Below are 23980 nucleotides of genomic sequence, written 5' to 3' on the forward strand. Positions count from 1 at the left end.
CATGATGCGTCCGACGGTGCGCCCCGCCATCCGGGCCGCGGTCGGGCTGGCCGTGGCCGCCGCCGTCGTGGGCGTCGCGCTCATCGGCACCGGCGACGTCGGCTGGCTGTCGGTGATGCTGGCGCTGACCGGCGTCGTGTACCTCGCCGTCGCCTTCGTCGGCGCCGCCGTCCTGCGCGCCCGGCCGGGCCACCGCACCGGGCTGGTCTTCCTCGCCTCCGGGGTGGGCGCGCCGGTCGCCGGCGCCCTGCAGGCGGCCGCCGACGTCGCCGTGCACCGCGGGCACGCCGCGCTGGCCGGGTGGGTGTACGCCGCGACGACGCCGTTCGCCCTCGTGGCCGTGCCGCTCGTCGCGACGTACGGCATCCTGCTCTTCCCCGGCCGCGGCCTCGAGACCCGCCGCCGGCGCATCCTCGCCCGGGTGTACGTTGCCGAGCTCGCGGTGCTGGCCGTGTGGGCGCTGCTGGCCACCGACTCGGCCGACGTGCCCGGGGTGGGCAACCCGATCGGCGTGCCGGCCGCGAACGTCCTCGTGGTGAGCATCCTGGTCCTCGGCCCGCTGAGCCTGCTCGCCTGCATTTCCCTCTGGCGGTACGCCAGGAGCGACACCGGCCCGCACGCCCCCGCGCTGCGCACCGCCGCCGCGGTCGCCTTCGTCGTCCCGGCGAGCTACATCGCCTGCGTCGTCGCGGGCCTGACGACCGGCGCGACCGCGCCCGTCGCGATCCTCGAGAACTGCGCCGCCGTCGCCCTCGGCATCGCCGCCTGGGCCGGGATCGCGCGGTACGGGCTGTTCGACACCCGGGCCGTGCTCAGCCGGGCCCTCGTCTACGGCGCGCTCACCGTCGCCCTCGCCGCCGTGTACCTGCTCGTGGTCGTCGGCCTCGGCCTGGCCTTCGACGGCCTCGTGCCGCAGCTCGCCGCGGCCGTCGCGGCCGCCCTGGCCGTCCTGCCGCTGCGCGATCTGGCCCAGCGCCGGATCAACCAGCTCGTGTACGGGCTGCGCGACGACCCGGCCGCCGCGTTCGCCCGCCTCGGCGAGCGCCTCGACGCCGTCGGCGCGCCCGAGGACATCCTGCCGGCCGCCGCGCGCACGGTCGCCGAGGCGCTGCGGCTGCGGTACGTCGCGATCGAGGCCGGCGGCGAGGTGCTCTGCCGGCACGGGCGCCTCCTGCCCGGCGCCGCCGAGCGGATCCCGCTGCCGTTCGCCGGCGAGACCGTCGGCCACCTCGTGCTGCAGACCCGCGACGACGCGGGCCTCACCCAAGACGAGCGGGCGCTGCTGTCCGGCCTGACCCGGCAGGTGGCGGTCGCCGCCCGCGCGGTCGCCCTCACCCAGGCGCTGCGGGTCTCCCGGCAGCGCCTCGTCGCCGCCCGCGAGGAGGAGCGCCGCCGGCTGCGCCGCGACCTGCACGACGGCCTCGGCCCGACCCTGGCCGGTATTGCGCTCGGCATCGACACCGTGCGCCGGGCCGCCGCCGAGGGCCCGTCCGCCGACCTGCTCGCCACCCTGCGCACCGCCACCGAGGAGGCGGTCGACGACGTGCGCCGCATCGTGTACGACCTGCGCCCGCCCATCCTCGACGAGCTCGGCCTGGCCGGCGCCGTGCGCGAGCAGGCGATCCGGCTCGGCGCCGCGTACATCGACGTGCCGGACGCCCTGCCCGCGCTGCCGGCGGCGGTGGAGGTGGCGGCGTACCGCATCGCCGTCGAAGCCCTCACCAACGCCGCCCGCCACGCACCGGGCAGCGCGGTCTCGGTCCGCCTGCGCGTCGACGGCCGCCTCGAGCTGTCCGTCGCCGACGCCGGCACCGGCCTGCCCGACGGCTACCGCGCCGGCGTCGGCCTCAACTCCATGCGCGAGCGCGCCGCCGAGCTCGGCGGCCGCTGCGACGTCGTCCGGCGCGAGCCGTCCGGAACCCTGGTGACCGCCCACATCCCCGTCCCGGAGGCCGTCCCGTGACCGTGCGCGTCCTTGTCGCCGACGACCACCCCCTGTTCCGCCAGGGCCTGCGCTCGCTCATCGCGGACTCGCCGGAGACCGACCTCGCCGGCGTGGCCGCCGACGGCGCCGAGGCGGTCGCCCTCGCCCTGGCCGAGCGCCCCGACGTGATCGTCATGGACCTGCGGATGCCCGGCCTCGACGGCGTGGAGGCGACCCGCCGCATCGTCGCCGCGCTGCCGGACGTGGCGGTCCTGGTCCTCACGATGGTCGAGGAGGACGCGTCCATCTTCGCCGCGATGCGGGCCGGCGCCCGCGGGTACGTGCTCAAGGGCGCCGGCCCGGAGACGATCCTGCGCTCGATCCTCGTCGTCGCCGCGGGCGAGGCCATCTTCGGCTCGGCGGTGGCGGCCCGCCTGACGCAGTTCTTCGCCGCCGGCCCGTCCGCGGCGGCCGCGCCGTTCCCGGAGCTGACCACCCGCGAGCGGGAGGTCCTGACCCTGATGGCGTCGGGCGCGAACAACGCGACCATCGCCGCCCGCCTCGGCCTCACGGAGAAGACGGTCCGCAACAACGTCTCCAACGTCTTCGCCAAGCTCCGGGTCGCCGACCGCGCGGCGGCGGTCGCCCGCGCCCGCGACGCCGGCCTGTGACGGGCTGCAGCGGTGCGCGGCTACCGCGGGTGCACGGCGTAGGTCAGGTGCGTCACCCGCGACGACGACTCGGAACGGACCGGCTCCAGCGCGACCCTGGACGCGTCCACGCCGTCGAACAGGCGGATGCCGGAGCCGAACAGCACGGGCGACAGCGCGATCGAGAACTCGTCGACCAGGCCGGCGTTCACGTACTGCAGGATCGTCGCGCCGCCGCCCGCGATGCGCACGTCGCGCTCGCTGGCGGCCGCGCGGGCCTGCTCGAGCGCGGGCTCGATGCCGTCGTTGACGAAGTGGAAGGTGGTCCCGCCCGGCCGTTGCCAGGGGTCGCGCTGCTCGTGCGTCACGACGAAGACCGGCGTGTGGAAGGGCGCCTCCTCCGGCCACGCGTGCTCGCCGACGTCGAACATGCGCTTGCCCATGACGCTCGCGCCGGTGCGCGCGAACGTCTCCCGCGCGACGTCGTTGTCGAGGCCCTCCTCGCCGCCCGCGCCCAGCTTCAGGTTCTCCCGGAAGAACCGCAGCGGGAAGGCCCACGCGTGCAGCTCCATCCACTGCTGCCCCATCAGGTCCTCGGGGGACTCGGGCGCGACGAACCCGTCCAGCGACATCGACACGCTGAAGAACACCTTCCCGGCCATCAGCCCTCCGCTCCCTTCCGGACGGTCTCGGCGACGTAGGCCGCCAGGTTGCTCAGCGTCTGCTCGCCGCCCTCGATCGCGTGGTACTTCTCCACGGCCTGGTCGCGCAGTTGCCTGGTGGGGAAGACCGTGCGCATCACGATCCGGGTCGCGGTGCCGTGCGGCGCGAAGGCCAGGGTCGACTCGAAGGCGTTCGGGTCGGCGCGGTACTCACCGTGCAGCAGCGCGATCCGCTCCGGCGGGACGATCTCGGTCCAGGTGATCCACTCGGGGTAGTCGGTCCCGTCCGGCCCGTGCATCATGAAGTCCCAGACTCCGCCCTCGCGGAACTCGAAGGACCGCGTGGTGGTGGTGAACCCCTCCGGACCCCACCAGCGTGACAGGTGCCGCACCTCGGTGAACGCCTCGAACACCAGCTCCGGCGGGGCGTCGATGACCCGTGAGATCACGATCTCCCGGTCGGCCGCCGCCGTCTCCTGACCTGCCCCTGCCATCGGTCATTCCCCCTGACGTGTCTGCTTGAGGTCCTGCACGTACGTGTCCAGCCGGTCGAAGCTCTCGTTCCAGAACCGCTCGAATCCGCCGAGCCACTCGTGGACCGGCCGCAGCCCGCGGGCGTCCAGGCCGTAGAGGCGCTGCTTGCCCGCCCCGCGGACCCGCACCAGCCCCACCTCCCGGAGCACCCGCAGGTGCTTGGACGCCCCCGGCAGGCTCATCCCCAGCTCGTGGGCCAGGTCGGTCACCGGCCGCTCACCCGCCCGCAGCAGCGTCAGGATGTCCCGGCGCTGCGGCTCGGCGATCGCGTTGAACGTGTCCGACGTCGTCGCTGCTCGTGCCACGTCCGCCACCATATTTTCCCATATGGGAAAACGTCAAGCCGGGTGTTAATGGAAGACCTTGAGGCCGATGACGCCCGCGATCACGAGCAGGAGGGAGAGCAGGCGCAGCAGGGTGGCGGGCTCGTGCAGCAGGAGCATGCCGGCGGCCGCCGTGCCGGTGGCGCCGATGCCCACCCAGACCGCGTAACCGGTGCCGACCGGGATCGAGCGGAGCGCGTAGCCGAGACCGGCCATGCTCAGCAGCAGCGCGGCGGCGAAGACGGCGGTGGGCGCCGCGCGGGTGAAGCCGGCGGTGCGGCTCAGGGCGACGGCCCAGACCGACTCGAGCAGGCCGGAGATGACGAGGACGAGCCAAGGCATGACGACGACAACCCACTTCCGTGCGGTCGTCTTGGCAGGCCGGGTACGACACACCCTCGTCCGGGACGGCGCGCCGAATCGCCGCCGTCGACCCCAGAGTAGCCAGCTCAGCCCGGGTCGGCCAGGCCGTGGCGGTAGGCGTACACCACAGCCTGCACCCGGTCGCGCAGGTCCAGCTTGGTCAGGATCCGCGAGACGTACGTCTTGACGGTCTCGGCACTGATGACGAGGGTGGCGGCGATCTCCGCGTTGGACTGCCCGGTGGCGATCAGCCGCAGGACCTCGAGCTCACGCGGCGCGAGCGAGGTGACCGAGGCGGGCGGGGCGGCGGGGAGCACGCGTTCGGCGTACCGTCCGATGAGCTTGCGAGTCACCTCGGGGGCCAGCAGGGCGTCGCCGGCGGCCACGGTGCGGACCGCGGCGATGAGCTGCGGCGGCGTGGCGTCCTTGAGCAGGAAGCCGCTGGCCCCGGCCCGCAACGCCCGGAACACGTACTCGTCCAGGTTGAACGTCGTGACCACGAGCGTCCTGACCGGATCGGCCACGCCCGGGCCCGACAGCTGCCGGGTGGCCTCGATGCCGTCGAGCACGGGCATGCGGATGTCCATGACGACGACGTCGGGGCGCAGGCGGCGGCCCAGGTCCACGGCGGCCCGCCCGTCGCCGGCCTCGCCGACGACCTCGAGGTCGGGCTGGGCGTCGAGGATGGTGACGAAGCCGGTGCGCACGAGGGCCTGGTCGTCGCAGACGAGGACGCGGATCACGCCGGCTCCCCGGCGGGGATGCGGGCGGCGACGGTGAACCCGCCGTCCGCCGCCGGCCCGGCGGTCAGCTCGCCGCCGAAGACCTCGACCCGGTCGCGCAGGCCGGCCAGCCCGCGCCCGGCGCCGCCGGCGCCGCGGGTCGAGCCGATGCCGGCGGCGGTGGTGACATCGATGTGTACGCCGTCGGGGCGGTGCACGACGCGGACGACGGTGGGGCGGCCGGCGGCGTACTTCATCGCGTTCGTGAGAGCCTCCTGGACGACGCGGTAGGCGGCGAGCTCGCGGCCGGAGCCGAGGTCGCGCGGGTGCCCCTCCTCGACGAGGTCGACCGGCTGGCCGGCGGCCCGGGTCTGCGCGACGAGGTCACCGACCGAGCCCAGCGCCGGCCGGTCGCCGTCCGGCGCGAGGCGGTCGGGGTCGAGCACGCCGAGCAGGTCGCGCAGCTCACCCAGGGCCCGCCGGCCGGTGCCGCTGATCGCGGTGAGGCTTCCGGCGAGGCGGTCCGGGGCGGCGGCGAGGTACTGCGCGGCGTCGGCCTGCACGACCATCGCCGTCACGTGGTGGGTGATGACGTCGTGCAGCTCCCGCGCGATCCGGGCGCGCTCCTGGACGCGGGCCGCGGCGTCGAGGGCCCGCCGCCGCTCGGCCTCGGCGGCCCGGGCACCGCGCATCCACGCGCCCGCGAACCAGCACCCGGCCAGGAACAGGAAGAAGATGACGAAGTCCTGGAGCCGGGTGCTCGAGCCCTCGGCGTGCAGCCCGGCGGCCAGGCCCGCGTAGCCGGCGGTGGCCGCGGCGGCGAGGGCCCGCCGGTGCCCCGGCTGGTGCGCGGCCGCGCTGTACAGCGCGACGAGCAGCCCGGCGCCGGCGAACGTGGCGTACCCGCGCAGCTCCTGCACCGCGAACCCGCCCGCGACGAGGGCCAGGCACGCGGCCGGCCGGCGCCGCCGGACGGTGAGCGACAACGTCTGGGCGAGCACGGCGGCGACGGCGAGCGCGTCGAGGGGCCGGTGCGGCAGCTCGCCGAGGCGGGTGCCGGCGCCCGCCAGCGGCGGCACGAACGCGAGCAGGGCGAGCGCGGCGCCGAGCAGGCCGTCGCGCAGCAGGGCGCCGCGCGGGGCAAAGCTCGGCAGCCGGACCACGCCAGCAGCGTAACGGCCCGCGCCCGCCCGGTTCACGCCCGTCGCCGGGCGGCGCGCAGGAAGAGCGCCGCCGCCACGCCGCCGACGAGGATCGCCACGACGCTCCCCTCGGGTCCGAACGACCCGCCGCTGATCGCGGCCGGCCCCTCGGTGACGCCGCGCAGCAGCCCGTGCGGTTCGCCGCCGGCGCCCGACACCGCCGTACCGAACAGGCCCGACTCCGCGAAGTTCCACCCGAGGTGCAGCCCGATCGGCACCCAGAGGCTGCGGGTCGCCGCGTACGCCGCCCCGAGCAGCACACCGGCCTCGCACGCGATGGCGATCGCCCCCCACAGCGTGGCGCCGGGGTTGAGCAGGTGCAGCCCGCCGAACAGCGCCCCGGAGGCGACCAGCGCGACCGCGGTGCCGGCCCACTCCTGCAGCAGCCGGAACAGCACGCCACGGAACAGCAGCTCCTCGGCGACGGCGGCGCCGACCATGGTGCCGAACGTGGCGATCGTCCCCGGCAGCGATCCCCACCCGGCGATCCGGTAGCCCCCGAGCACGGCGATGATCGCGATGGTCACCGCGAACAGCGCGACCCCGAGCCCCGCCCCGCGCAGCACTCCGGGCCCGAGGTCGCGCAGACCGGCCTCGTCGGCGCTGCGCCGTTCGAGCCGCCGGACCATGAAGCGGTACAGCATGAGCCCGCCCACCGCCGTGGCCCCTCCGACGACGAGGGCGGCGATCGCGTTGCCCGCGGCCACGGAGCTCAGCCCCGCCTCGGCCAGCAGGAAGACGAAGAACACCGGAATCATGACGAGCATGCGCAGCCCGATCCGCCGCGCCGGTTCCACAGTTGTCATGCATGTGAAGCTATGTCTGCCCCCGGCCGGCAAACGTCCCCGCGCGGTGGACATTCGCGTGTAGCTCGCACGGGGGACAGCTCATGGCGGCGTGCCGGGCCGGCGCCCGCCGGCCGCGCTGACGAGGCGCGGGGCGGCCGTCATCACACCGCGGCGGCGCCCTCGGTGACCAGCAGCAGCGCGCTCGTCGCGGGGGAGAGCGGCAGCGGGAAATCCGGGCGGAGCAGGGCGGCCAGCGGCGCGGCACCGCACGGGCCGGCGTCGACGCCGTTGGCGCGCAGCAGGCGAGCCGCCGCGAAGGCCTCCGGGTCGTCGACCGCCGTGCCGGCGGACAGTCCCGCGGCGATGTGCGGCCAGGCGAGGGACGACACGGTGCCGCAGTTCAGGCCGGCCAGCGCGGTCTCGCCGGTCGCGACCGTGACCGGGTGGCCGGCGGCGACGCTGGCCAGGACGCAGGCGGCGGCGCGCGGCTCGACGCTGACGACCGCGGTGCGGGCCGGGGCCGGGCGGCCGCGGTAGTGGGTCAGGGCGGCCTGCAGCAGGGAGCCGACGCCCGCGGGGACGATCACCAGGTCCGGGGGCGACGGCAGCTGCTCGTCGAGCTCGGCGAACAGGGTGCCGTAGCCGTCGACGATCCAGCCGGGCACCTCCTCGTAGCCGGGCCACGCGGTGTCCTGGACCAGCACCGCGTCCGGCGCGGCGGCGGCGTGGGCGGCGGCGCGCACCGCCGCGTCGTAGTCGCCCGGCACACGGGTGACGGCGGCGCCCTCGTCCTCGATCGCGCGGATCGCCGCCGCCGGTACGCCCGGCGGGACGTAGATCGCGGCGCGGTGGCCGGACAGGCGGGCGAAACGGGCGACCGCGCGGCCGTGGTTGCCGTCGGTCGCGGTGACGACCGTGCTCGGCGGGCGGCCGGCGAGCGCGCGGTGGACGGCCCACGAGGCGCCGAGGGCCTTGAACGCCGGCAGGCCCAGGCGGTTGGACTCGTCCTTGGCGTACAGGTGCGCGATGCCCAGCGACCGGGCCAGGCCGGGGAGGGCGACGACGGGCGTCGGGGCGTACCCGGGCAGGGAGCGGTGAAAGGCGAGGACCGGGTTCATGCGCGGACCAGGTTGACGTAGTAGCGGACGCCGAGGTCGAGGACGTCGTCGTTGAAGTCGTACTCCGGGCTGTGCAGCGACGGGCCGTCGCCGGTGCCGAGGAGGGCGAAGCAGCCGGGCACCGCGCGCAGGAAGACGCCGAAGTCCTCGCTGGCCGTCCACGGGGCGACCTCACCGTCGACCTGGTCGGTGACGGCACGGGCGGCGCACAGCGCGGCGGCGGCCTCCCGGGCGGTGTTGACGGTGGGCTCGAACGAGCGCGTGTACGACACCGACGCCGACGCCCCGTGGGCCGCGCTGATGCCGGCCGCCAGCTCGCGCATGCGGCGCTCGATGAGGGCGCTCACCTGAACATCGAAGCTGCGCGTGTCGCCGCGGATGACGGCCTCGCCGGGGATCGCGTTGCGGGCGCCGTCGGTGGTGATCTCGGTGCAGGAGACGACCGCGGGGGAGGCCGGGTCGATGCTGCGGGCCACGATCGTCTGCAGCGCCAGCACGAGCTCGGCCGCGATGACGATCGGGTCGACCACCATCTGCGGGCGGGCCGCGTGGCCGCCGCGCCCGGCGATGCGGATCTCGAAGTTGTCCTCGCCGGCCATGAGGGGGCCGGGGCGCGTGCCGAAGGAGCCCGCGGGCTGTCCGGGCATGTTGTGCACACCGTAGATCGCCTCGACGGGGAAGCGCTCGAACAGGCCGTCGGCGATCATCGCCCGCGCGCCCAGGCCGTGCTCCTCGGCCGGCTGGAAGATCAGGTGCACGGTACCGTCGAAGCCGCCCTCGGTCGCGAGGACGTGCGCGGCGCCGAGGAGCATCGCCATGTGCCCGTCGTGGCCGCAGGCGTGCATGACGCCGTCGTGCTCGGAGCGGTACGGCCGGTCGCCGCGCTCGTGCAGCGGCAGCCCGTCCATGTCGGCGCGCAGGCCGATCGCCCGGCCCGGGCCGCGGCCGCGCAGCGTCGCGACGAGGCCGGTGCCGCCGACGCCGCGCACGACGTCGAGGCCCAGGGCGGCGAGCTCGGCGGCCAGGTAGTCGCCGGTCCTGTGCTCGCGCAGGCCGAGCTCGGGGATGCGGTGCAGGTCGTGGCGCCAGCGGCGCAGGGGCGCGCTCATGACGCGAGCGCCAGGACCGCGTTGGCGAGCACGTCGACGCCGTTGCCGCACGCCTCCGGCCGCGAGTACTCCCGCGGGGTGTGGCTGAGCCGCATGAGGTCGCCCCGCAGGCGTTCCCGGTTGACGCGCAGTTCTGGCATGCCGACCAGCCTCGGCGGGCGGCGACCGTTGCGTCCAGCGAATGTTTTCGAGGGGTACCGTTCGGGTGTACCGAAGAATGGAGGCCCGGCGTGCTGGACCTGCGCCGCCTGCGGCTGCTGCGCGAGCTCGCCCACCGCGGCACCCTCGCCGCGGTGGCCGAGGCGCTGTCCTACAGCCCGTCGACCGTCTCCCAGCAGCTGTCCCAGCTCGAGGCCGAGGCCGGCGTCGCGCTGCTGGAGCCGGCCGGCCGGCGGGTGCGGCTCACCCCGCAGGCCGAGATCCTCGTCGCGCACACCGAGCGGATCCTCGAGCAGCTGGAGCGGGCCCAGGCCGACGTGGCCGCCTCCACCGCGCTCGTCGGCGGCGAGATCCGCGTCGCCGCCTTCCAGACCGCCGTCCTGGCCCTGCTGCCGGCGGCGCTCACCGTCCTGGCCCGCGACCACCCGCGGCTGCGCGTGCACCTCACCGAGGCCGAGCCCGAGCAGGCCCTGCCCGCCCTGCTGGCGCGGGACTTCGACGTCGTGGTCGCCGAGGAGTACCCGGACAGCCCGCAGCCCCGCCCGGCCGAGGTCGACGTCGAGGACCTGCTCGCCGACCCGATCCGGCTGGCCCACCCGCCCGGCCGGCGCACCCCGCGCAGCCAGGCGGCCCTCGCGCAGCTTGCCGGGCACCCGTGGGCGATGGAGCCGGCCGGCACCGCCGCCCGCGCCTGGGCCGTCGCCGTGTGCCGCAAGGCCGGGTTCGAGCCCGACGTGCGGTACGAGACCAGCGACCTGCTGCTGCAGATCCGCCTCGTCGAGGCCGGGCACGCCGCCGCGTTCGTGCCCGACCTGGCCTGGAACGGCCGCCGCCCGACGGTCGCGACCCGGCCGCTGCCGAAGCCGCAAGCGCACCGGCGCGTCCTGACCGCGGTGCGCCGCGGGCACGCCGAGCACCCGTCGGTGCTCGCCGTGCGCCGGGCCCTGGCGCTGGCCCGCGAAACGTACACGTCCCTTTCGAAAACGCTTCAGGAGCATCGAAAGGATTCGTAGCGTACGCCGCACGATGCGACGTCTCCTCGTCGTCGTGCTCATGTGTGCGTCGCTGTTCGCAGCGGCGCCGGCGGCCGCCACCGCCTCGACGTTCGTGCCGGGCAGTGGCCGTTTGCTGTTCGTGGGGCAGTCCACGAAAACCGCATGGGACGACTACACATCGTTTGCCGCGCCACCCAGCGGCGGGTCCGTCCACTACGAAGTGAAGTCGGGCACCTGGGTCAACCAGGGGCACAGGGACTACGCGACCTATCTGGCCCAGCAGGGCAGGATGATCCAGGTCGGCGTGTCCGGGAAGGACAACCCGCCCGGGTTCACCGGCGGCGACGAGCGTACCGCTACCCGAACGCGCCGCTGCCGCGAGATGAACGCAGCCGGGACAGGATGAACCGGGCCCGCTCGGCGACCGGGGCCCGGGGGAGCTCGACCAGCTCGTACGGCAGCCCGTGGTAGCCCTCGACGATCGCCGCGTGGGTGCGGGCCGCCTCCTCGAAGCCGTTGCGCCGCTCGGCGTCGGTGCGGTAGATCGCCCGCCACGGCGGGGCCACGAAGACCACGCGGCGGTACGGCCGCGTCGCCGCCGCCCGCAGCACGTGCGCGGGGACCGGGCGGCCCAGCCGCAGCCAGTAGCCGGGCAGGCACGGGATCGCGTGGTCGAAGAAGACCGGGCCCGGTGCGGGCAGGGCGCGCGCCCAGCGGTACGAGCGCAGGCCCCACCGCAGCCACAGCTCGCCGAGCAGCGCGGGCTCCCGGACGCCGGCGCGGATGATCGCGCGCCCGCCCTCGTCCGCGACCGGGAAGCCGGCCGCCGCCAGGTGCCGCAGCAGCGTCGTCTTGCCCGAGCCCGGGCCGCCGGTCAGCACCACCAGGTCATCGATGTCCGCCATCGCCATTCCCGTGTCGCAACGTCGGGTGGGGTCGACACCCGTGCGGGTTGCCGCCCCGCAATGCAGCGTCGCGAGCCTCAGCATCGAAGTCAATCCTTGGGTTTACTAGGATCAGCCTGAGCGATAGCTTGGATGTCGTGACGCTGGAGGACCTGCGGGTGTTCGTCGCCTGTTGCCGGACCGGGAACCTCAGCGCCGTCGCGCGGGAGCTGTCGTGCACGCAGTCCGCCGTCAGCCAGCACGTGCGGCGCCTCGAGCGGGAGCTGGGTGTGGCCCTGCTGGAGCGCCGGCCGCGCGGTGTCGCGCCGACCGAGGCCGGCCGGGTGCTGCTCGAGGCCGTCGAGCACGGGCTGGGCCACCTCGACCAGGCGCGGCGCCGGCTGGGGGAGCTGGCCCGCGGCGAGGCCGGCACCGTGCGGGTCGTCACCGGGGCCACGACGGTGCGGCATTTCATGGCGGCGGGCGTGCAGGCGTTCCGGGCGGCCCGGCCGGACGTCAGCCTCGAGTTCCGCACCGAGAACTCCAGCCGCAACTGCGTGCGCGCCGTCCTCGCCGGCGAGGCGGACCTGGCCTGGATCACCATCCAGGGCGAGCGGGGCGGCGTCGAGCAGCGGCCCGTCGCGCGGCTGCCCTGGCGGCTGGCGGTCGCCCGCGACCATCCCCTGGCCGGGCGCGCCGCGATCGAGCCGGGCGACCTCGCCGGGCTGCGGCTCATCCGGCTCCCCGCGCAGTCCACGTCCGGCGCGGTGCTCGAGGCGTGGCTGGCCGCCGCCGGCGTCGACGCGGCCGGCCCGGCGAGCGTCGCCGACTGGGACACCGCGGTCCTGCTGGCCGAGCTCGGCGTCGGCGCCGCCGTCGTGCCGGCCACGCCCGGCGCCTACGCCGCGCACGCGTCGCTGCGGCTGATCCCGATCCCGGCGCTGCCCCGGCTCACCGTCGGCTGGGCGGCCCGCCGCTGGTCGGCGCTGTCCCCGCTCACCCGCGAGTTCGCCGACACGATCGCCGCGGCGCCGTAGCGGGGCCGCTCGTCAGGGACCCGTTCGCGGGCCGGCGAGCACGGCCCGCCCGCCGTGCGGTTCGCGCGCAGCGCCCCGCAGGTCCAGCAGCAGCGCCGGCACCAGGACCGAGCGGACCAGCAGCGTGTCCAGCAGCACCCCGCCGGCCACGACGACGCCGAGCTCGACCACGAACACCACCGGGACCACGGCCAGGGCGGCGAACGTCGCGGCCAGCACGACGCCCGCGCTGGTGATGACGCCGCCGGTGGCGACCAGCGCGGGCAGCACGCCGTCCTCGCGCGCCCGGGACAGCAGGAAGATGTTGTAGTCGATCCCGAGCGCCGTGAGCACCACGAAGCCGATGAGGATCGCCTGGTCGTCCAGGCCGGCGTAGCCGAGCACCGGCCCGAACAGCAGCCAGCCGCCGCCCAGCGCCGCCGCGAACGACGCCAGGGCGATCGTGACCAGCAGCGCCGGCGCGAGCAGCGCGCGCAGCAGCACGACCAGCACGACGAGCAGGACCGCCAGGACGGCCGGAATGACGTGGTACGCGGGGCCAGAACACCCACCGCCCGAGCAGGACGAGCAGCGCCGGGTACAGGCTCAGCATCGCCGCCAGCACCACCGCCACGCCCACGGCCCCGATCGCGCCCAGGCTCCGCGTGGTGGCGACGGACGCGGGCAGCAGGCACAGCAGCCCGCCGATCACGGTCGCGGCCGACGCGGCGATCGCGGGCGCGGCCCGGCACAGGGCGGTGCCCATCGCGGCGCGCCGCCCGGCGTGGCGGTGCAACTCCTCCCGGTAGCGGGCGGTGAGCAGCAGCGCGTAGTCGGTGCCGACCCCGAACACGAGCACGGTGAGGATGCCCTGGCTCAGGCCGTTCACGGTCAGGTCGAAGGCCCGCACGACGAGGGTCACCGCGCCCTGCGCCGCGCCGGCCGCGGCCAGCACCGACAGCAGCGGCGCCAGCCACAGCACCGGGCTGCGGTAGATGACCAGCAGCAGCACCGCGACGACGGCGACGGTGACGAGCAGGACGGTGACGTCGACGTCGAGGAAGGCGTCGGCGCCGTCGACCAGCGCCCCGGCCGGCCCCGTGACGTGCACGGTCAGGCCGGGCGGGAGCCCGGCGCGGGCGTCCGCGCGCAGTCGGACCGTGCGGTCGTAGAGGGCGTCCAGGTCGCGCGTCCGGCGGTACCGTCTGCAGCAGCGCCCGGCCGTCGGCGGAGTCCTCCACTGTGGACGGACCGAACCGGCCGTCCACGGCGGACCGGTCCGCGGCGGTGATCCCGGACGCGCGGTAGTACACGATCGCGGTCGGCAGCGTGTCGCCGCCGCGGGCCACCACGGCGCGGACCCGCGTCGACTCGGCGTCGCGGGGCGCGTAGGCGGCGGCGTCGTTGCGCTGCTCGGCGGAGAGCTGCCCGGCGAGCGGACCGAGCGCCGCCAGGGCGCCGAACCACGCCAGGAGGACCAGCCAGGGTATGCATCTCGACATGGCCGCCACCCTCGCTCGGGCGGGCCCGTCGCGTCGTCGTGCGGGCGGCGGCTTCGGGCGCCTACGCGTCCGGGCGTACGAGCCCGGAACGGTAGGCGAAGACGACGAGCTGCGCGCGGTCGCGGGCGTCGAGCTTCACCATCGCCCGGCTGATGTGGGTGCGGGCGGTCGCCGGGCTGACGTGGAGCCGCTCGGCGATCTCGTCGTTGGACAGGCCGTGCGCGGCGAGGGCGACCACCTCCCGCTCCCGCTCGGTGAGCACGCCGAGGGCCCGCCCGTCGGCGATCCGGGCGAGGCTGGGCGCGGCCGCCCCGGCGAAGGTGGCGATCAGCCGGCGGGTGACGGCGGGGGCGAGCAGCGCGTCGCCGCGGGCCGCGACCCGGACGGCCTGCAGCAGCTCGGCCGGCTCGGCGTCCTTGAGCAGGAACCCGGCGGCGCCGGCGCGCAGGGCGGCGTACACGTACTCGTCGAGGTCGAACGTCGTGAGCACGACGACCCGGGTGCCCGGCTCCCCGGCGAGCGCGGCGAGCACGCCGAGACCGTCGAGGACGGGCATCCGCACGTCAAGCAGCAGCACCGCGGGCCGCAGCGCGCGGACCAGGTCCAGGGCCCGCCGCCCGTCGGCCGCCTCGCCCACGACGGCGATGCCCGGCTCGGACTCCAGCACGATCCGGACCCCGCCGCGCAGCAGGGCCTGGTCGTCGGCGACGACGACGGTGATCATCGCGGCAGCCACGCGCGGACCCGGAAGCCGCCGCCGTCGCCGGGCCCGGCCTCGAGCCGGCCGCCGACGGCCTCGGCCCGCTCGTGCATGCCGGTGAGGCCGAGGCCGGCGGCCCGCGGCGCCGTGGTGCCGTGGTGCCGTCGTCGGCGACGGTGACGGCCACGCCGTCGGCGCCGTAGGCCAGCGTCACCGTCGCCGACCCGGTCGCGGCGTGCCGGGCGACGTTGGTCAGCGACTCCTGCACGATGCGGTACGCGGCGTGGTCGACCTCCCGGCGCAGCGGCGGCGCGGCGCCCGACGTGTGTATCCGCACAGCCAGCCCGCCGCGGCCGAGCCGCTCGACGAGCGCCCGCAGCCCCGCGAGCCCCGCGCCGTCGCGGACCCCGTCCAGCGCGCCGCGCAGCTCGGCGAGGGCCTCGCCACTGGTGTCGCGGATCGCCGCGATCAGCGCCAGGCCGGCGGCGTCGAGGGGGCGCATGGGCGGGGCGAGGCGGCGCTGGGCGGCGAACCCGCCGGCGACCGCCAGCACCAGGAACAGCCCGACTCCGATGCGGAACACCACCCGACGGTACCGAGGTCGCGGCGTGCGCGGCCTCCGCCGGGGGCGGAGGGCGTACGCCGGGGAACGTACGCGCCGCCTCAGGGGCCGGGCGGAACTGTCAAGCATTGACATATCTCCACATTCGCGGGAACCTTCACGCACGTCGATTTCGGCGGTCGGCGGCCATGCACCGTTGACGATCGGAGCGACGTGAGAAGGCTGCTGCGCGCTGTCCTCGGCGCGGCCTGTGCCGCCGCCGCGGCCATTGCCGGATTCGACACACCCGCCGGAGCCGCCGTGCCGGCGGACCTGACCACCCTGGTCAACCCGATGATCGGCACCCAGAAGGAGGGCAACACCTTCCCGGGTGCGGCCCTGCCCTTCGGGATGGTGCAGGTCAGCCCGGACACCGGGTGGGGGACCGGGTACAACTACGACCAGACCAAGGTCTGGGGCTTCTCCCAGACGCACCTGTCCGGCGTGGGCTGCCCCGTCGCCGGCGAGGTGCCGCTCATGCCGACCGTCGGGGCGGTCAGCAGCAGCGACCCGAACACCTATGGGCAGGCGCTCAACCACGGCCAGGAGCAGGCGTCGCCGGGCTACTACCGGGTCGGGCTGCCCAACGGCGTGACGACGGAGCTGACCGCGACGCTGCGCACGGGCTGGCAGCGGTACACCTTCCCGGCCGGCACCCAGTCCAACGTCCTGTTCAACACGGCGCAGACGCGGGGCCAGACGACCGGGGCGAGCACCTCGTCGGTGTCCATTGTGAACAGTGACACGGTCGAGGGATCCGTGACCGCGTCCGGGTTCTGCGGGCCGTCGCCGGCGCACACGGTGTACTTCACCGCGCAGTTCAGCCGGCCGTTCGCCTCGTTCGGCACGTGGTCGGGCTCGACGTTCACGTCCGGCTCGCGCTCCTCCAGCGGCAGCGGCGCGAAGGGCGGCTGGGTCCGCTTCGACACCACGTCGAACAACGCGGTGACGGTCAAGGTCGGGCTGTCCTACACCGGCCTCGCGGGCGCGCGGGCCAACCTGAGCGCCGAGACGTCCGCCGCCGCCTTCAACTTCGACACGGTACGCCAGGCCGCCCACGACACCTGGAACACCAAGCTGCACAAGGCCGAGGTCGACGGCGGCACCACCGACCGGCAGGTCGCCTTCTACACGTCGCTGTACCACGCCCTGCTGCACCCCAACCTGGCCGGCGACGTCGACGGCAGCTACCGCGGCTTCGACAACGCCGTGCACACCGCGTCGGGCTACACGCCGTACCAGACGTTCTCGCTGTGGGACACCTACCGGGCCCAGAACCAGCTCGTCGCCCTGCTCGAGCCGCAGGTGGCGCGCGACTCCGCGCTGTCGCTGCTGGCCGTGGACCGGGAGCTGGGCTGGCTGCCCCGCTGGGCGCTGGACAACACCGAGACCAACACCATGACCGGCGACCCGGTCACGCCGTTCCTCGTGGACCTGTGGGCCCGCGGGCTGCTCAACGGCTACGAGGAGCAGTTCTACACCGCGCTGCGCAAGAACGCGTTCGGCACCCCGCCGGCGAGCACCGGGCTCAACGGGCGCAACGGCAACCCGTACTACACCGCGCTCGGGTACGTGCCGACCGGCGTGGTGTGCAGCCCCACCAACCAGTTCGACCACGACTGCCAGTACCCGAGCTCGGCGACCCTGGAGTACGCGGCGGCCGACTCGGCGCTGGCCATCATGGCGCGCTCGCTCGGGCACACCGCCGACGCCGACGCGCTGCAGGCCCGCGGGCAGAACTACCGCAACCTGTTCGACCCGTCGATCGGGTTCTTCCGGCCGCGCAACGCCAACGGAGGGTTCGCCTCGCCGTACTCGCCGACCGACGGCGCGCACACCTTCCACGAGGCCGGCGCGTACCAGTACCAGTGGCTCGTCCCGCAGGACCCCGACGGCCTGGTGACGCTGCTGGGCGGCAAGAGCGCGGCCAACACCCGGCTCGACCAGTTCTTCGCCTACAGCGACCTGCTCACCGACCCGTCCGGCACCGCGCACAACAAGTGGGTGAACGGCGCCTACGACTACTACAGCTTCACGACGTACAACCCGAACAACGAGCCGGACCTGCTGGCGCCCTACACCTACCTGTGGACGGGCCAGCCCTACAAGACGGCGACGGTACTGCGGGCCGCGTACACGCTGTTCGCCAACGGCCCCAACGGCGTCACCGGCAACGACGACCTCGGCACGATGTCGGCGTGGTACGTCTTCAGCTCGCTGGGCCTGTACCCGCTGATGAACGGCGCGAACTTCTACGGGGTGAGCACGCCGCAGTTCCCGTCGGCGAAGGTGACCGTGGGATCGTACGGGTCGCAGCAGGGAGGTACCGTCACCATCTCGGCGCCCGGGGTGAGCGACGCGAACCGGTACATCGGCACGGCCACCCTCGGCGGCACCGCCTTCACCCGCACCTGGCTCTCCCAGGCCGACCTGGCCCGCGGCGCCACCCTCAGCTACACGGTGACGGGCACGCCGGGCGCGTGGGGGACCGGCGCGGGCGACACCCCGCCGTCGGCGAACCACACCACGCCGCCGGCCGCGCAGACCAACCTGGCGCAGGGGCGCGCGGCGACCGGCTCGGCCGCCTGCGCCACCGGCGAGGGCCCGGACAAGGCCGTCAACGGCAGCGTCACCGGCGGCAACACCGACAAGTTCTGCTCGGCGGCGGGCCCGTCCTGGCTGCAGGTCGACCTCGGCTCGGCGCAGACGCTCACCCGTCTCGTCGTCAAGCACGCCGGGGCCGGCGGCGAGCAGGCCGCGTTCAACACCAAGGCGTTCACCATCCAGCTGTCCACCGACGGCAGCACGTGGCAGACCCCGGTCACCGTCACGAACAACGCCGATCCGGTGACCACGCACCAGATCGCGGCGACGAGCGCCCGCTACGTGCGGCTCAACGTCACCACGCCGACGCAGAACAGCGACACCGCGACCCGCATCTACGAGCTGGAGGCGTACGGCGGCGGCACCGCACCGGCCAACCTCGCGCTGAACAAGCCGGCCACCGGCACCACGGCGTGCGCGGCGAGCGAGGGCCCGGAGAAGGCGGTCAACGGCAGCGTCAGCGGGGGCAACGCCGACAAGTTCTGCTCGGCGGTCGCCGGCGCCTGGCTGCGGGTCGAACTCGGCGCGAGCCGGGCGATCAGCCGCTTCGAGGTGGCGCACGCCGAGGCCGGCGGGGAGCCCGCGACGTACAACACCAAGGCGTTCACCATCGAGGTGTCCAACGACGGCACGACCTGGACCCGGGTCGTCGACGTCAGCGGCAACACGGCGGCGAACACCACCCACCCCGTCAGCGGCGTGTCCGGCCGGTACGTCCGGCTGAACATCGTCACCCCCACGCAGACCACGGACGCGGCGGCCCGGATCTACGAGCTTCGCGTATTCGGGTGAGACGGCGGGTGATTCGTCTGCTCACCCGGTCGGGAGGGGATCGGCGGGCACTGATGCGGCTTACCGTCAGAGCATGCCTCCGGTCCTCGTCCGCCCCTACGTGCGGGTCATCCCGATCACCCATGTCGCGCCCGCCTATCCCCGGCGGTCACCCATCGCGCCGCGGCCCGTGCCGTCCGAGTACCGCCCGCGTCACCTCGCACCCGCCGAGGTGATGGCGGAGTCCAAGCCCCAGCGGAAGACCCAGCCGAAGATCCAGCCTCAGTCGAAGACCCCGCCGAGCCGGCGGCGACCCACCCGGGGTCGCCGCCGGACCCCCGCCCTCGCGTGGGGCGCGCTGCTGGTCGCGCTGGCCACCAGCGGCGGCCTGGCGCTGCGGGCGGGCGCGGAGCAGCAGGGCGTCGGCCAGGTGCCCGCGGCCGAGTCGCGCCAGCAGCCCGCCGCCGGCGAGGGCCGGCTGCAGATGGCGGTCGTCGTGCCGGCCTCGGCCCGGCTCGCGAGGTCCCACCCGGACGGGCCGTCCCGCCAGCACCAGCCCTGACAGCTTCGGCCGGTATGCTTCGCGGACCGGCCGCCCCGGGCCGGACAGCCCCTGATGAGGCGGTCCGATGCAGCAACCAGAGCGCGAAGTGCTCGACTGGCAGACGTTCGGCACGGCCGCCCGCGAGCTGGCGCAGGCCGTCGCCGACGACGGCTTCCGGCCCGATCTGGTCCTCAGCGTCGCGCGGGGCGGGCTGCTGGTGGCCGGCGCGCTGAGCTACGCGCTGGACGTCAAGAGCATCCACATGATGAACGTCCTGTACTACACCGGCGTCGACCAGCGCCTGGACGCCCCCGTCATCCTGCCGCCGGCGCCCGACCTGAGCGAGCTGCGCGGCGCCCGGGTGCTCATCGCCGACGACGTCGCCGACACCGGCGGCACCCTCGAGGTGGTGCGCGACTTCTGCGCCGGGCGGGTCGCCGAGGTGCGCTGCGCGGTGCTGTACGAGAAGCCGCACTCGACGGTGTCGTGCCAGTACGTGTGGCGACGCACGGACCGCTGGATCACGTTCCCGTGGTCGAGCCTGCCGCCGGTGACGGATCCCCGGGCCGCCGTCACGGGCTGATCGGCGCCGCCGCCGCGGAACGGGGCGACCGGGACGGGCCGGCGATGCTGCTGCGGCGGGAGTTCGTGCTGCCGGCCGCACCGGTCCGGGCGCGGCTCTACGTGAGCGCTCACGGCGTGTACGAGATGGAGCTGAACGGCGAGCGCGTCGGCGACCACGTCCTCGCGCCCGGGTGGACCAGCTACCACCACCGGCTGCGGTACCAGACCTTCGACGTCACCGGGCACCTCAAGGCGGGCGGCAACGCGCTCGGCGCGTGGCTCGACGCGGGGTACCTCACGACCGACTTCGCCTCCAGCAAGCTCGAGGCCGGCATCAGGCACCTCGCCGACGGCACCGGCGCGCACTACCCGATGCTGACCTCCGCCGTCGGCACCCCTCGTCTCGCAGTCCCGGACAAGGTGAGCGACCTCGGCTTCTTCGCCCTGCCCGGCGACGACGCGGCCAAGAACGGCCTCACGGTGTGGGAGCCCGCCGGGGTGTACATCCCGAAGACCACGACCGGCGCGAAGCTCGACGCCGCCCGCAGGTTCCTCGCTTTCGTGGCGAGCAAGGACGGCTGCGACGCGATGGCCAGGGCGACCACCCCGTTCGGGCCGTTCCTCGTCAAGGGCTGCACGCTGCCGGCCGACGTGGCCGCGCCGATCAAGGACATGCAGCCGTACTTCGACAGCGGCGCCAACAGCCCGGCGCTGGAGTTCCTCTCGCCGGTGAAGGGCCCGTCGCTGGAGCAGATCACCGTCGAGGTCGGCTCCGGCATCCGCAAGGCCGCCGACGGCGCCGCGCTCTACGACCAGGACGTCAAGAAGCAGGCCCAGCAGCTCGGCCTGCCGGGCTGGTAACCCGGCATGCGACGCGCGTACTCCTCTTGGTTCTACCTGCCGGCCGCGCTGGTGTACGGCACGCTGTTCCTCGTCCCCCACGTTCGCGTCGTTCTACTTCAGCTGCGCCCGGTCGCGATCACGACGGTGGTGGTGCAGTCGGTGGCGGTCTTCAACGGCGCGGAGAGTGAGGTGACGCCATGGCGGCCCCCGTGCCCCTGAGCCGCTTGGCCCCGGCTCGGGCGAGGCCGACATCGCCAACCGGGCGGCGGTCGCGGCGGTGCTGTCCGGCCGGCCGCACGACCTGCCGGGCGAGCACCCGCTGACGGTCGACGTGTCGGCCCTGGCCCGCCCGGCGCGTCAGCGATCGGCGGCGTGAACGCGCCGCGACCGGGCAGATACCGGTGTCGCGCCGGCGCCGGCCGGCGAGGCACCGGTATCTGCGCAGGCCCACGACTTCGCGAGAGGCGGACGCGGTCACCCTGCTGGAGGAGTTGTCCGTCACGGCGGCGCCGGTCGTGGACGAGCGCGGCGGCCGGCGGCACCCGGGGTAGGCCACGTCCACATTCGAACTCGGGAGGCGACGGGATGAACCGGGCTACGGCGGTGGTCGTGGGGGTGGACGGCTCGCCGGAGAGCCTCGCCGCGGTGGACTGGGCGGCGGGCGACGCCGGCCGCCGTGGGTGTCGGCTGCGCGTGGTCCACGCGCTGCAGTGGCCGGCCGGGCTGTACGCGCCGCTGGGCGCTCCGGTGCCCCCGCTCTACGAGACGACGGTGCGGGAGGCGACGCAACGGATCCTCGACGAGGCGGTCGCGCGCGCCCGCGCCGCCGCACCCGGGATCGAGGTCGCGACCGACCTGCCCGTGGGGCACCCGGCCGCCGCGCTGCTCGAGGAGTCGCGTCAGGCCGTGGCCGTCGTAGTGGGCAGCCGCGGCCTCGGCGGTTTCACCGGGCTGCTGCTCGGCTCCGTCGGCGCGGAGCTCGCCGGGCACGCGGCGTGCCCGCTCGTCGTGGTCCGTCACACCGTCCGGCCCGCCGGCCCGGAGGCCGGACGGGTGATCGTCGGCATCGACGGCTCCCACGACGCACGCAGCGCGCTGCGGTTCGCGTTCGAGCAGGCGTCGTACCGCGGCTGCGCGGTGACGGCCGTGCACGCGTACCAGTGGCCGCCGACCACCGGGCCGGGTGAGATGCTGCCGCTGGTGTACGACCCGGCGCAACTGCGCGACGAGGAGCGGCTCGCCGTGGCCGAGTCGATGAGCGGCTGGGGCGAGCAGTACCCGGACGTGGACGTTCGGCAGACCGTCGTGCGCGGCCGGCCCGCCGCGGTGCTGACCGAGCTGTCCGCCGGCGCGGAACTGCTGGTCGTCGGATCGCGCGGCCGGGGCGGCTTCACCGGCCTGCTCCTGGGCTCGGTGAGCCAGGCGGCTGTCCACCACGCGGCCTGCCCGGTGGTCGTGGCCCGCTGATGGACAGGCGCCGCCCCGAGCCGATCCGCCCCGGCGGATCGAGAGCGCTCACTAGCGGGATTTCACCGAGGTGCGGCGCCTGTGCTCGTCTCGTGTGGGTACTGGTTGCGGGACTCGGACCGCGCGGGTGGCTCCGGCTCGGGTGTCGTGACAGGTATGCGCAGCTGGACCGTCGTCCCGCCGCCGGCCGTGCTGTGTATGTGCATCCGTCCGCCCAGCGCGCCGACCACGGCTCGGACGATCGCCAGGCCCAGCCCGGTTCCGGTCTCCGTCGGCTCGCCGGCGCAGCCGTGGCGCACCGCCTCGAGTGTCTCCGCGGCCATGCCGGCACCGGTGTCGCGGACCGTCAGGACCCAGCAGCCGGCCTCCCGGCGCGCGCTGAGCTCGATGGTGTCGTCCGGCCCGGTGAACTTCAGCGCGTTCTCCACCAGGCAATCGACTGCGGCCTCCAGCCGTTCGTGGCTGGCGGCGACCCAGCCGACGTCTGAGTACACCGTCCAGTGCCGGCTCGCCGTCGGCGACCAGCGGCGGCCGATGCGCTCCAGTTCGGCGTCGAGATCGACGGTGGATACGGGATGAGGTTCCTCGATCTGCATCAGCGTGACGAGGCGCTCGGTGATGCGTGCCAGCTTGTCCAGCTCGTCGAGGACGATGGCGGTGTCCTCCAGCGTGGTGGCGTCGCGGTGGGCCGATCGCACCATGTCGGTGTATCCCCGGGCCACGGTGATCGGCGTGCGCAACTCGTGGGAGGCCAGCCGGACGAACATCTGCTGCACCTCAAGCCGGCGCCGCTCCACCTCGGCGAGTCGCCGCACCTGCGCCAGCGCCTGGTTGCGGCGGTGCACATGCCAGACCATGACCCCGAAGAGCGCCGTCATGAGCGGCTCCTCGGTGGTCTCCTCCCACCCGATGTATCCGGCGTCGGCGTGATGGACCAGGATCGCGCCGGTCACCGTCGTCACCAGGAGCAACACCAGCACCATGATGGACGCACGCCACCGGCTGAAGCCGTACACCACGGCGAGACCGATCCAGATGAGATGGAACGCCACGGTCTCGCGGCCGGGCACGGTGTACATGGCGATCGCGCAGACGATCGCGAGCGCCGCCCAGGCGGCGACGAGCCGCCGGCTAGTCGAGGATGAACTGATAGCCCACATTGCGTACCGTTTCGATGCGATCGGGTCGGTCGAGCTTGGCGCGCAACCTGCGGACGTACACGTCGACGACGTTGCTGCCGGGGTCGAAGCTGAGGTCCCAGACGTCGGTGAGCAGCTCGGGCCGGGTGCAGGCCGCCGGGGCGCGGCGCATCAGGTGTTGGAGGAGCAGGAATTCGCGGAAGGACAGCCTCACCTGGAGCCCGTTGACCTCGGCGCGGCGAATGCGCAGATCGAGTGCGACCGGACCGACCCGCAGCCAGCGTTCCCCGGCTCCGGGTGCCGGCACCCGCAGCCGGGCGTGCACCCGGGCGACCAGTTCGGCGATGGCGAACGGCTTGCCGAGGAAGTCCGCGGCGCCGGCCTCCAGCACGGCAACGCGGCTGCCGATCTCCGGAACCGCGGAGAGCACCAGGATCCGCTGCTCGGGCCGGCTCGCGATCAGCCGGTCCAGGACCCTGGTGCCGGGCATCCCGGGCAGCATCAGGTCGAGCATGACCAGGTCGAAGTCGCCGGCCAGGGCGGCGCTGAGGCCGTCGTTTCCGGTGGCGGCGCGCTCGACCGCGTATCCGTCGCTGCGCAGGGCTCGCACGACGAGCTTCGCGATGCGGTCGTCGTCCTCGATAACCAGCACCCGTTGCATTCCGTCCCCTCTGTATGACAAAACCGTGTCGGCGGTGCGGTGAGCAATATTTCAGCGGCACCGGAGCGTATTCGGCTAGGGGCGCACGCGTTTGTGTTTCCAGATGGCGCGATTGCGAAGTTTGTTCCGCTGGAA

26 protein-coding genes, 2 pseudogenes and 1 riboswitch are annotated in these 23980 nt (G+C 74.5%); of the genes and pseudogenes, 12 read left to right on the forward strand and 16 right to left on the reverse strand.

Annotated elements, in window-relative coordinates:
- The first annotated feature begins 1 nt into the window (after position 1).
- Together ACQEVU_RS12900 and ACQEVU_RS12905 are read left to right on the forward strand one after the other, a co-directional pair.
- A complete protein-coding gene (locus ACQEVU_RS12900) occupies positions 2-1963 on the forward strand; it encodes a sensor histidine kinase (RefSeq protein WP_433322985.1) in 1962 nt (653 codons plus the stop codon).
- Positions 1960-2595: a response regulator gene (locus ACQEVU_RS12905; RefSeq protein ID WP_433322987.1), complete on the forward strand. Its 636-nt coding sequence runs from the start codon at positions 1960-1962 to the stop codon at positions 2593-2595. Before ACQEVU_RS12900 ends, ACQEVU_RS12905 begins: the two co-directional genes overlap by 4 nt.
- 20 nt (positions 2596-2615) lie before the next feature.
- Here ACQEVU_RS12905 and ACQEVU_RS12910 read toward each other — a convergent pair whose 3' ends face one another.
- From ACQEVU_RS12910 to ACQEVU_RS12955, 10 genes are all read right to left on the reverse strand, one after another.
- Positions 2616-3236, reverse strand: coding sequence for a dihydrofolate reductase family protein (locus ACQEVU_RS12910; protein WP_433322989.1), 621 nt, complete (start codon positions 3234-3236; stop codon positions 2616-2618).
- The gene (locus ACQEVU_RS12915; protein ID WP_433322991.1) at positions 3236-3730 is read right to left on the reverse strand and encodes an SRPBCC family protein; all 495 of its coding nucleotides are present in this window, start codon (positions 3728-3730) and stop codon (positions 3236-3238) included. The genes ACQEVU_RS12910 and ACQEVU_RS12915 overlap by 1 nt, the downstream gene beginning before the upstream one ends.
- A 3-nt stretch (positions 3731-3733) precedes the next feature.
- Complete coding sequence (locus tag ACQEVU_RS12920; protein ID WP_433322993.1) at positions 3734-4075, reverse strand: ArsR/SmtB family transcription factor; 342 nt, start codon at positions 4073-4075, stop codon at positions 3734-3736.
- A gap of 45 nt (positions 4076-4120) precedes the next feature.
- Positions 4121-4435, reverse strand: a complete 315-nt coding sequence (locus tag ACQEVU_RS12925; RefSeq protein ID WP_433322995.1) for a DMT family transporter — start codon at positions 4433-4435, stop codon at positions 4121-4123.
- A 19-nt stretch (positions 4436-4454) separates the two neighbouring features.
- Positions 4455-4524: riboswitch (guanidine-III (ykkC-III) riboswitch) on the reverse strand.
- Between the two features lie 18 nt (positions 4525-4542).
- Entirely contained in the window at positions 4543-5199 is a 657-nt protein-coding gene (locus tag ACQEVU_RS12930) for a response regulator (protein ID WP_433322997.1), read from the reverse strand.
- Positions 5196-6341 (reverse strand): sensor histidine kinase, encoded by a 1146-nt coding sequence (locus ACQEVU_RS12935; RefSeq protein ID WP_433322999.1) that lies wholly within the window; start codon positions 6339-6341, stop codon positions 5196-5198. Before ACQEVU_RS12935 ends, ACQEVU_RS12930 begins: the two co-directional genes overlap by 4 nt.
- A gap of 32 nt (positions 6342-6373) precedes the next feature.
- Entirely contained in the window at positions 6374-7186 is an 813-nt protein-coding gene (locus ACQEVU_RS12940) for a lysostaphin resistance A-like protein (protein WP_433323001.1), read from the reverse strand.
- A gap of 143 nt (positions 7187-7329) precedes the next feature.
- A complete protein-coding gene (locus ACQEVU_RS12945) occupies positions 7330-8286 on the reverse strand; it encodes a pyridoxal-phosphate dependent enzyme (RefSeq protein WP_433323003.1) in 957 nt (318 codons plus the stop codon).
- Entirely contained in the window at positions 8283-9395 is a 1113-nt protein-coding gene (locus ACQEVU_RS12950) for a M20 aminoacylase family protein (RefSeq protein WP_433323005.1), read from the reverse strand. Before ACQEVU_RS12950 ends, ACQEVU_RS12945 begins: the two co-directional genes overlap by 4 nt.
- A complete protein-coding gene (locus ACQEVU_RS12955; protein WP_433323007.1) occupies positions 9392-9535 on the reverse strand; it encodes a hypothetical protein in 144 nt (47 codons plus the stop codon). The genes ACQEVU_RS12950 and ACQEVU_RS12955 overlap by 4 nt, the downstream gene beginning before the upstream one ends.
- Before the next feature lie 90 nt (positions 9536-9625).
- Here ACQEVU_RS12955 and ACQEVU_RS12960 point away from each other — a divergent pair, with 90 nt between their 5' ends.
- Positions 9626-10567, forward strand: a complete 942-nt coding sequence (locus ACQEVU_RS12960) for a LysR family transcriptional regulator (protein WP_433323009.1) — start codon at positions 9626-9628, stop codon at positions 10565-10567.
- 13 nt (positions 10568-10580) lie between these two features.
- A complete protein-coding gene (locus ACQEVU_RS12965) occupies positions 10581-10955 on the forward strand; it encodes a hypothetical protein (protein WP_433323011.1) in 375 nt (124 codons plus the stop codon).
- Here the strand turns inward: ACQEVU_RS12965 and ACQEVU_RS12970 are convergent.
- Positions 10906-11454, reverse strand: a complete 549-nt coding sequence (locus tag ACQEVU_RS12970; protein WP_433323013.1) for an AAA family ATPase — start codon at positions 11452-11454, stop codon at positions 10906-10908. The genes ACQEVU_RS12965 and ACQEVU_RS12970 overlap by 50 nt on opposite strands.
- 137 nt (positions 11455-11591) lie before the next feature.
- Here ACQEVU_RS12970 and ACQEVU_RS12975 point away from each other — a divergent pair, with 137 nt between their 5' ends.
- Complete coding sequence (locus tag ACQEVU_RS12975) at positions 11592-12470, forward strand: LysR family transcriptional regulator (RefSeq protein ID WP_433323015.1); 879 nt, start codon at positions 11592-11594, stop codon at positions 12468-12470.
- An 87-nt stretch (positions 12471-12557) separates the two neighbouring features.
- Here the strand turns inward: ACQEVU_RS12975 and ACQEVU_RS12980 are convergent.
- The 3 genes and pseudogenes from ACQEVU_RS12980 to ACQEVU_RS12990 form a co-directional block, all read right to left on the reverse strand.
- Positions 12558-12995: pseudogene (locus tag ACQEVU_RS12980) on the reverse strand (MMPL family transporter); the annotation flags it as partial.
- Between the two features lie 52 nt (positions 12996-13047).
- A pseudogene (locus ACQEVU_RS12985) lies at positions 13048-13560 on the reverse strand (MMPL family transporter); the annotation flags it as partial.
- Between the two features lie 452 nt (positions 13561-14012).
- Entirely contained in the window at positions 14013-14675 is a 663-nt protein-coding gene (locus ACQEVU_RS12990; protein WP_433323017.1) for a response regulator, read from the reverse strand.
- A gap of 211 nt (positions 14676-14886) precedes the next feature.
- Between ACQEVU_RS12990 and ACQEVU_RS12995 the strand changes: the two genes are divergently transcribed.
- From ACQEVU_RS12995 to ACQEVU_RS13025, 7 genes are all read left to right on the forward strand, one after another.
- Positions 14887-15345 carry a hypothetical protein gene (locus ACQEVU_RS12995; protein WP_433323019.1) on the forward strand — a complete coding sequence of 153 codons (459 nt, stop codon included), beginning with the start codon at positions 14887-14889 and terminating at the stop codon, positions 15343-15345.
- An 81-nt stretch (positions 15346-15426) separates the two neighbouring features.
- On the forward strand, positions 15427-18648 hold the full coding sequence (locus ACQEVU_RS13000) for a GH92 family glycosyl hydrolase (protein ID WP_433323021.1): 3222 nt from the start codon (positions 15427-15429) through the stop codon (positions 18646-18648).
- 73 nt (positions 18649-18721) lie between these two features.
- Positions 18722-19189: a hypothetical protein gene (locus ACQEVU_RS13005; RefSeq protein WP_433323023.1), complete on the forward strand. Its 468-nt coding sequence runs from the start codon at positions 18722-18724 to the stop codon at positions 19187-19189.
- A gap of 67 nt (positions 19190-19256) precedes the next feature.
- On the forward strand, positions 19257-19754 hold the full coding sequence (locus ACQEVU_RS13010) for a phosphoribosyltransferase (RefSeq protein ID WP_433323025.1): 498 nt from the start codon (positions 19257-19259) through the stop codon (positions 19752-19754).
- Positions 19703-20596, forward strand: coding sequence for an alpha-L-rhamnosidase N-terminal domain-containing protein (locus ACQEVU_RS13015; RefSeq protein WP_433323027.1), 894 nt, complete (start codon positions 19703-19705; stop codon positions 20594-20596). The genes ACQEVU_RS13010 and ACQEVU_RS13015 overlap by 52 nt, the downstream gene beginning before the upstream one ends.
- Before the next feature lie 6 nt (positions 20597-20602).
- The gene (locus tag ACQEVU_RS13020; protein WP_433323029.1) at positions 20603-20797 is read left to right on the forward strand and encodes a hypothetical protein; all 195 of its coding nucleotides are present in this window, start codon (positions 20603-20605) and stop codon (positions 20795-20797) included.
- A 366-nt stretch (positions 20798-21163) separates the two neighbouring features.
- Positions 21164-22045: a universal stress protein gene (locus ACQEVU_RS13025; protein ID WP_433323031.1), complete on the forward strand. Its 882-nt coding sequence runs from the start codon at positions 21164-21166 to the stop codon at positions 22043-22045.
- Positions 22046-22107: 62 nt separating this feature from the next.
- Here ACQEVU_RS13025 and ACQEVU_RS13030 read toward each other — a convergent pair whose 3' ends face one another.
- Together ACQEVU_RS13030 and ACQEVU_RS13035 are read right to left on the reverse strand one after the other, a co-directional pair.
- Complete coding sequence (locus ACQEVU_RS13030; RefSeq protein ID WP_433323033.1) at positions 22108-23205, reverse strand: sensor histidine kinase; 1098 nt, start codon at positions 23203-23205, stop codon at positions 22108-22110.
- Positions 23177-23845: a response regulator transcription factor gene (locus ACQEVU_RS13035; RefSeq protein ID WP_433323035.1), complete on the reverse strand. Its 669-nt coding sequence runs from the start codon at positions 23843-23845 to the stop codon at positions 23177-23179. Before ACQEVU_RS13035 ends, ACQEVU_RS13030 begins: the two co-directional genes overlap by 29 nt.
- Between the last annotated feature and the right edge of the window lie 135 nt (positions 23846-23980).

The organism is Dactylosporangium sp. CA-139066 (assembly GCF_050936175.1).
In the GTDB taxonomy this organism is placed as follows: domain Bacteria; phylum Actinomycetota; class Actinomycetes; order Mycobacteriales; family Micromonosporaceae; genus Dactylosporangium.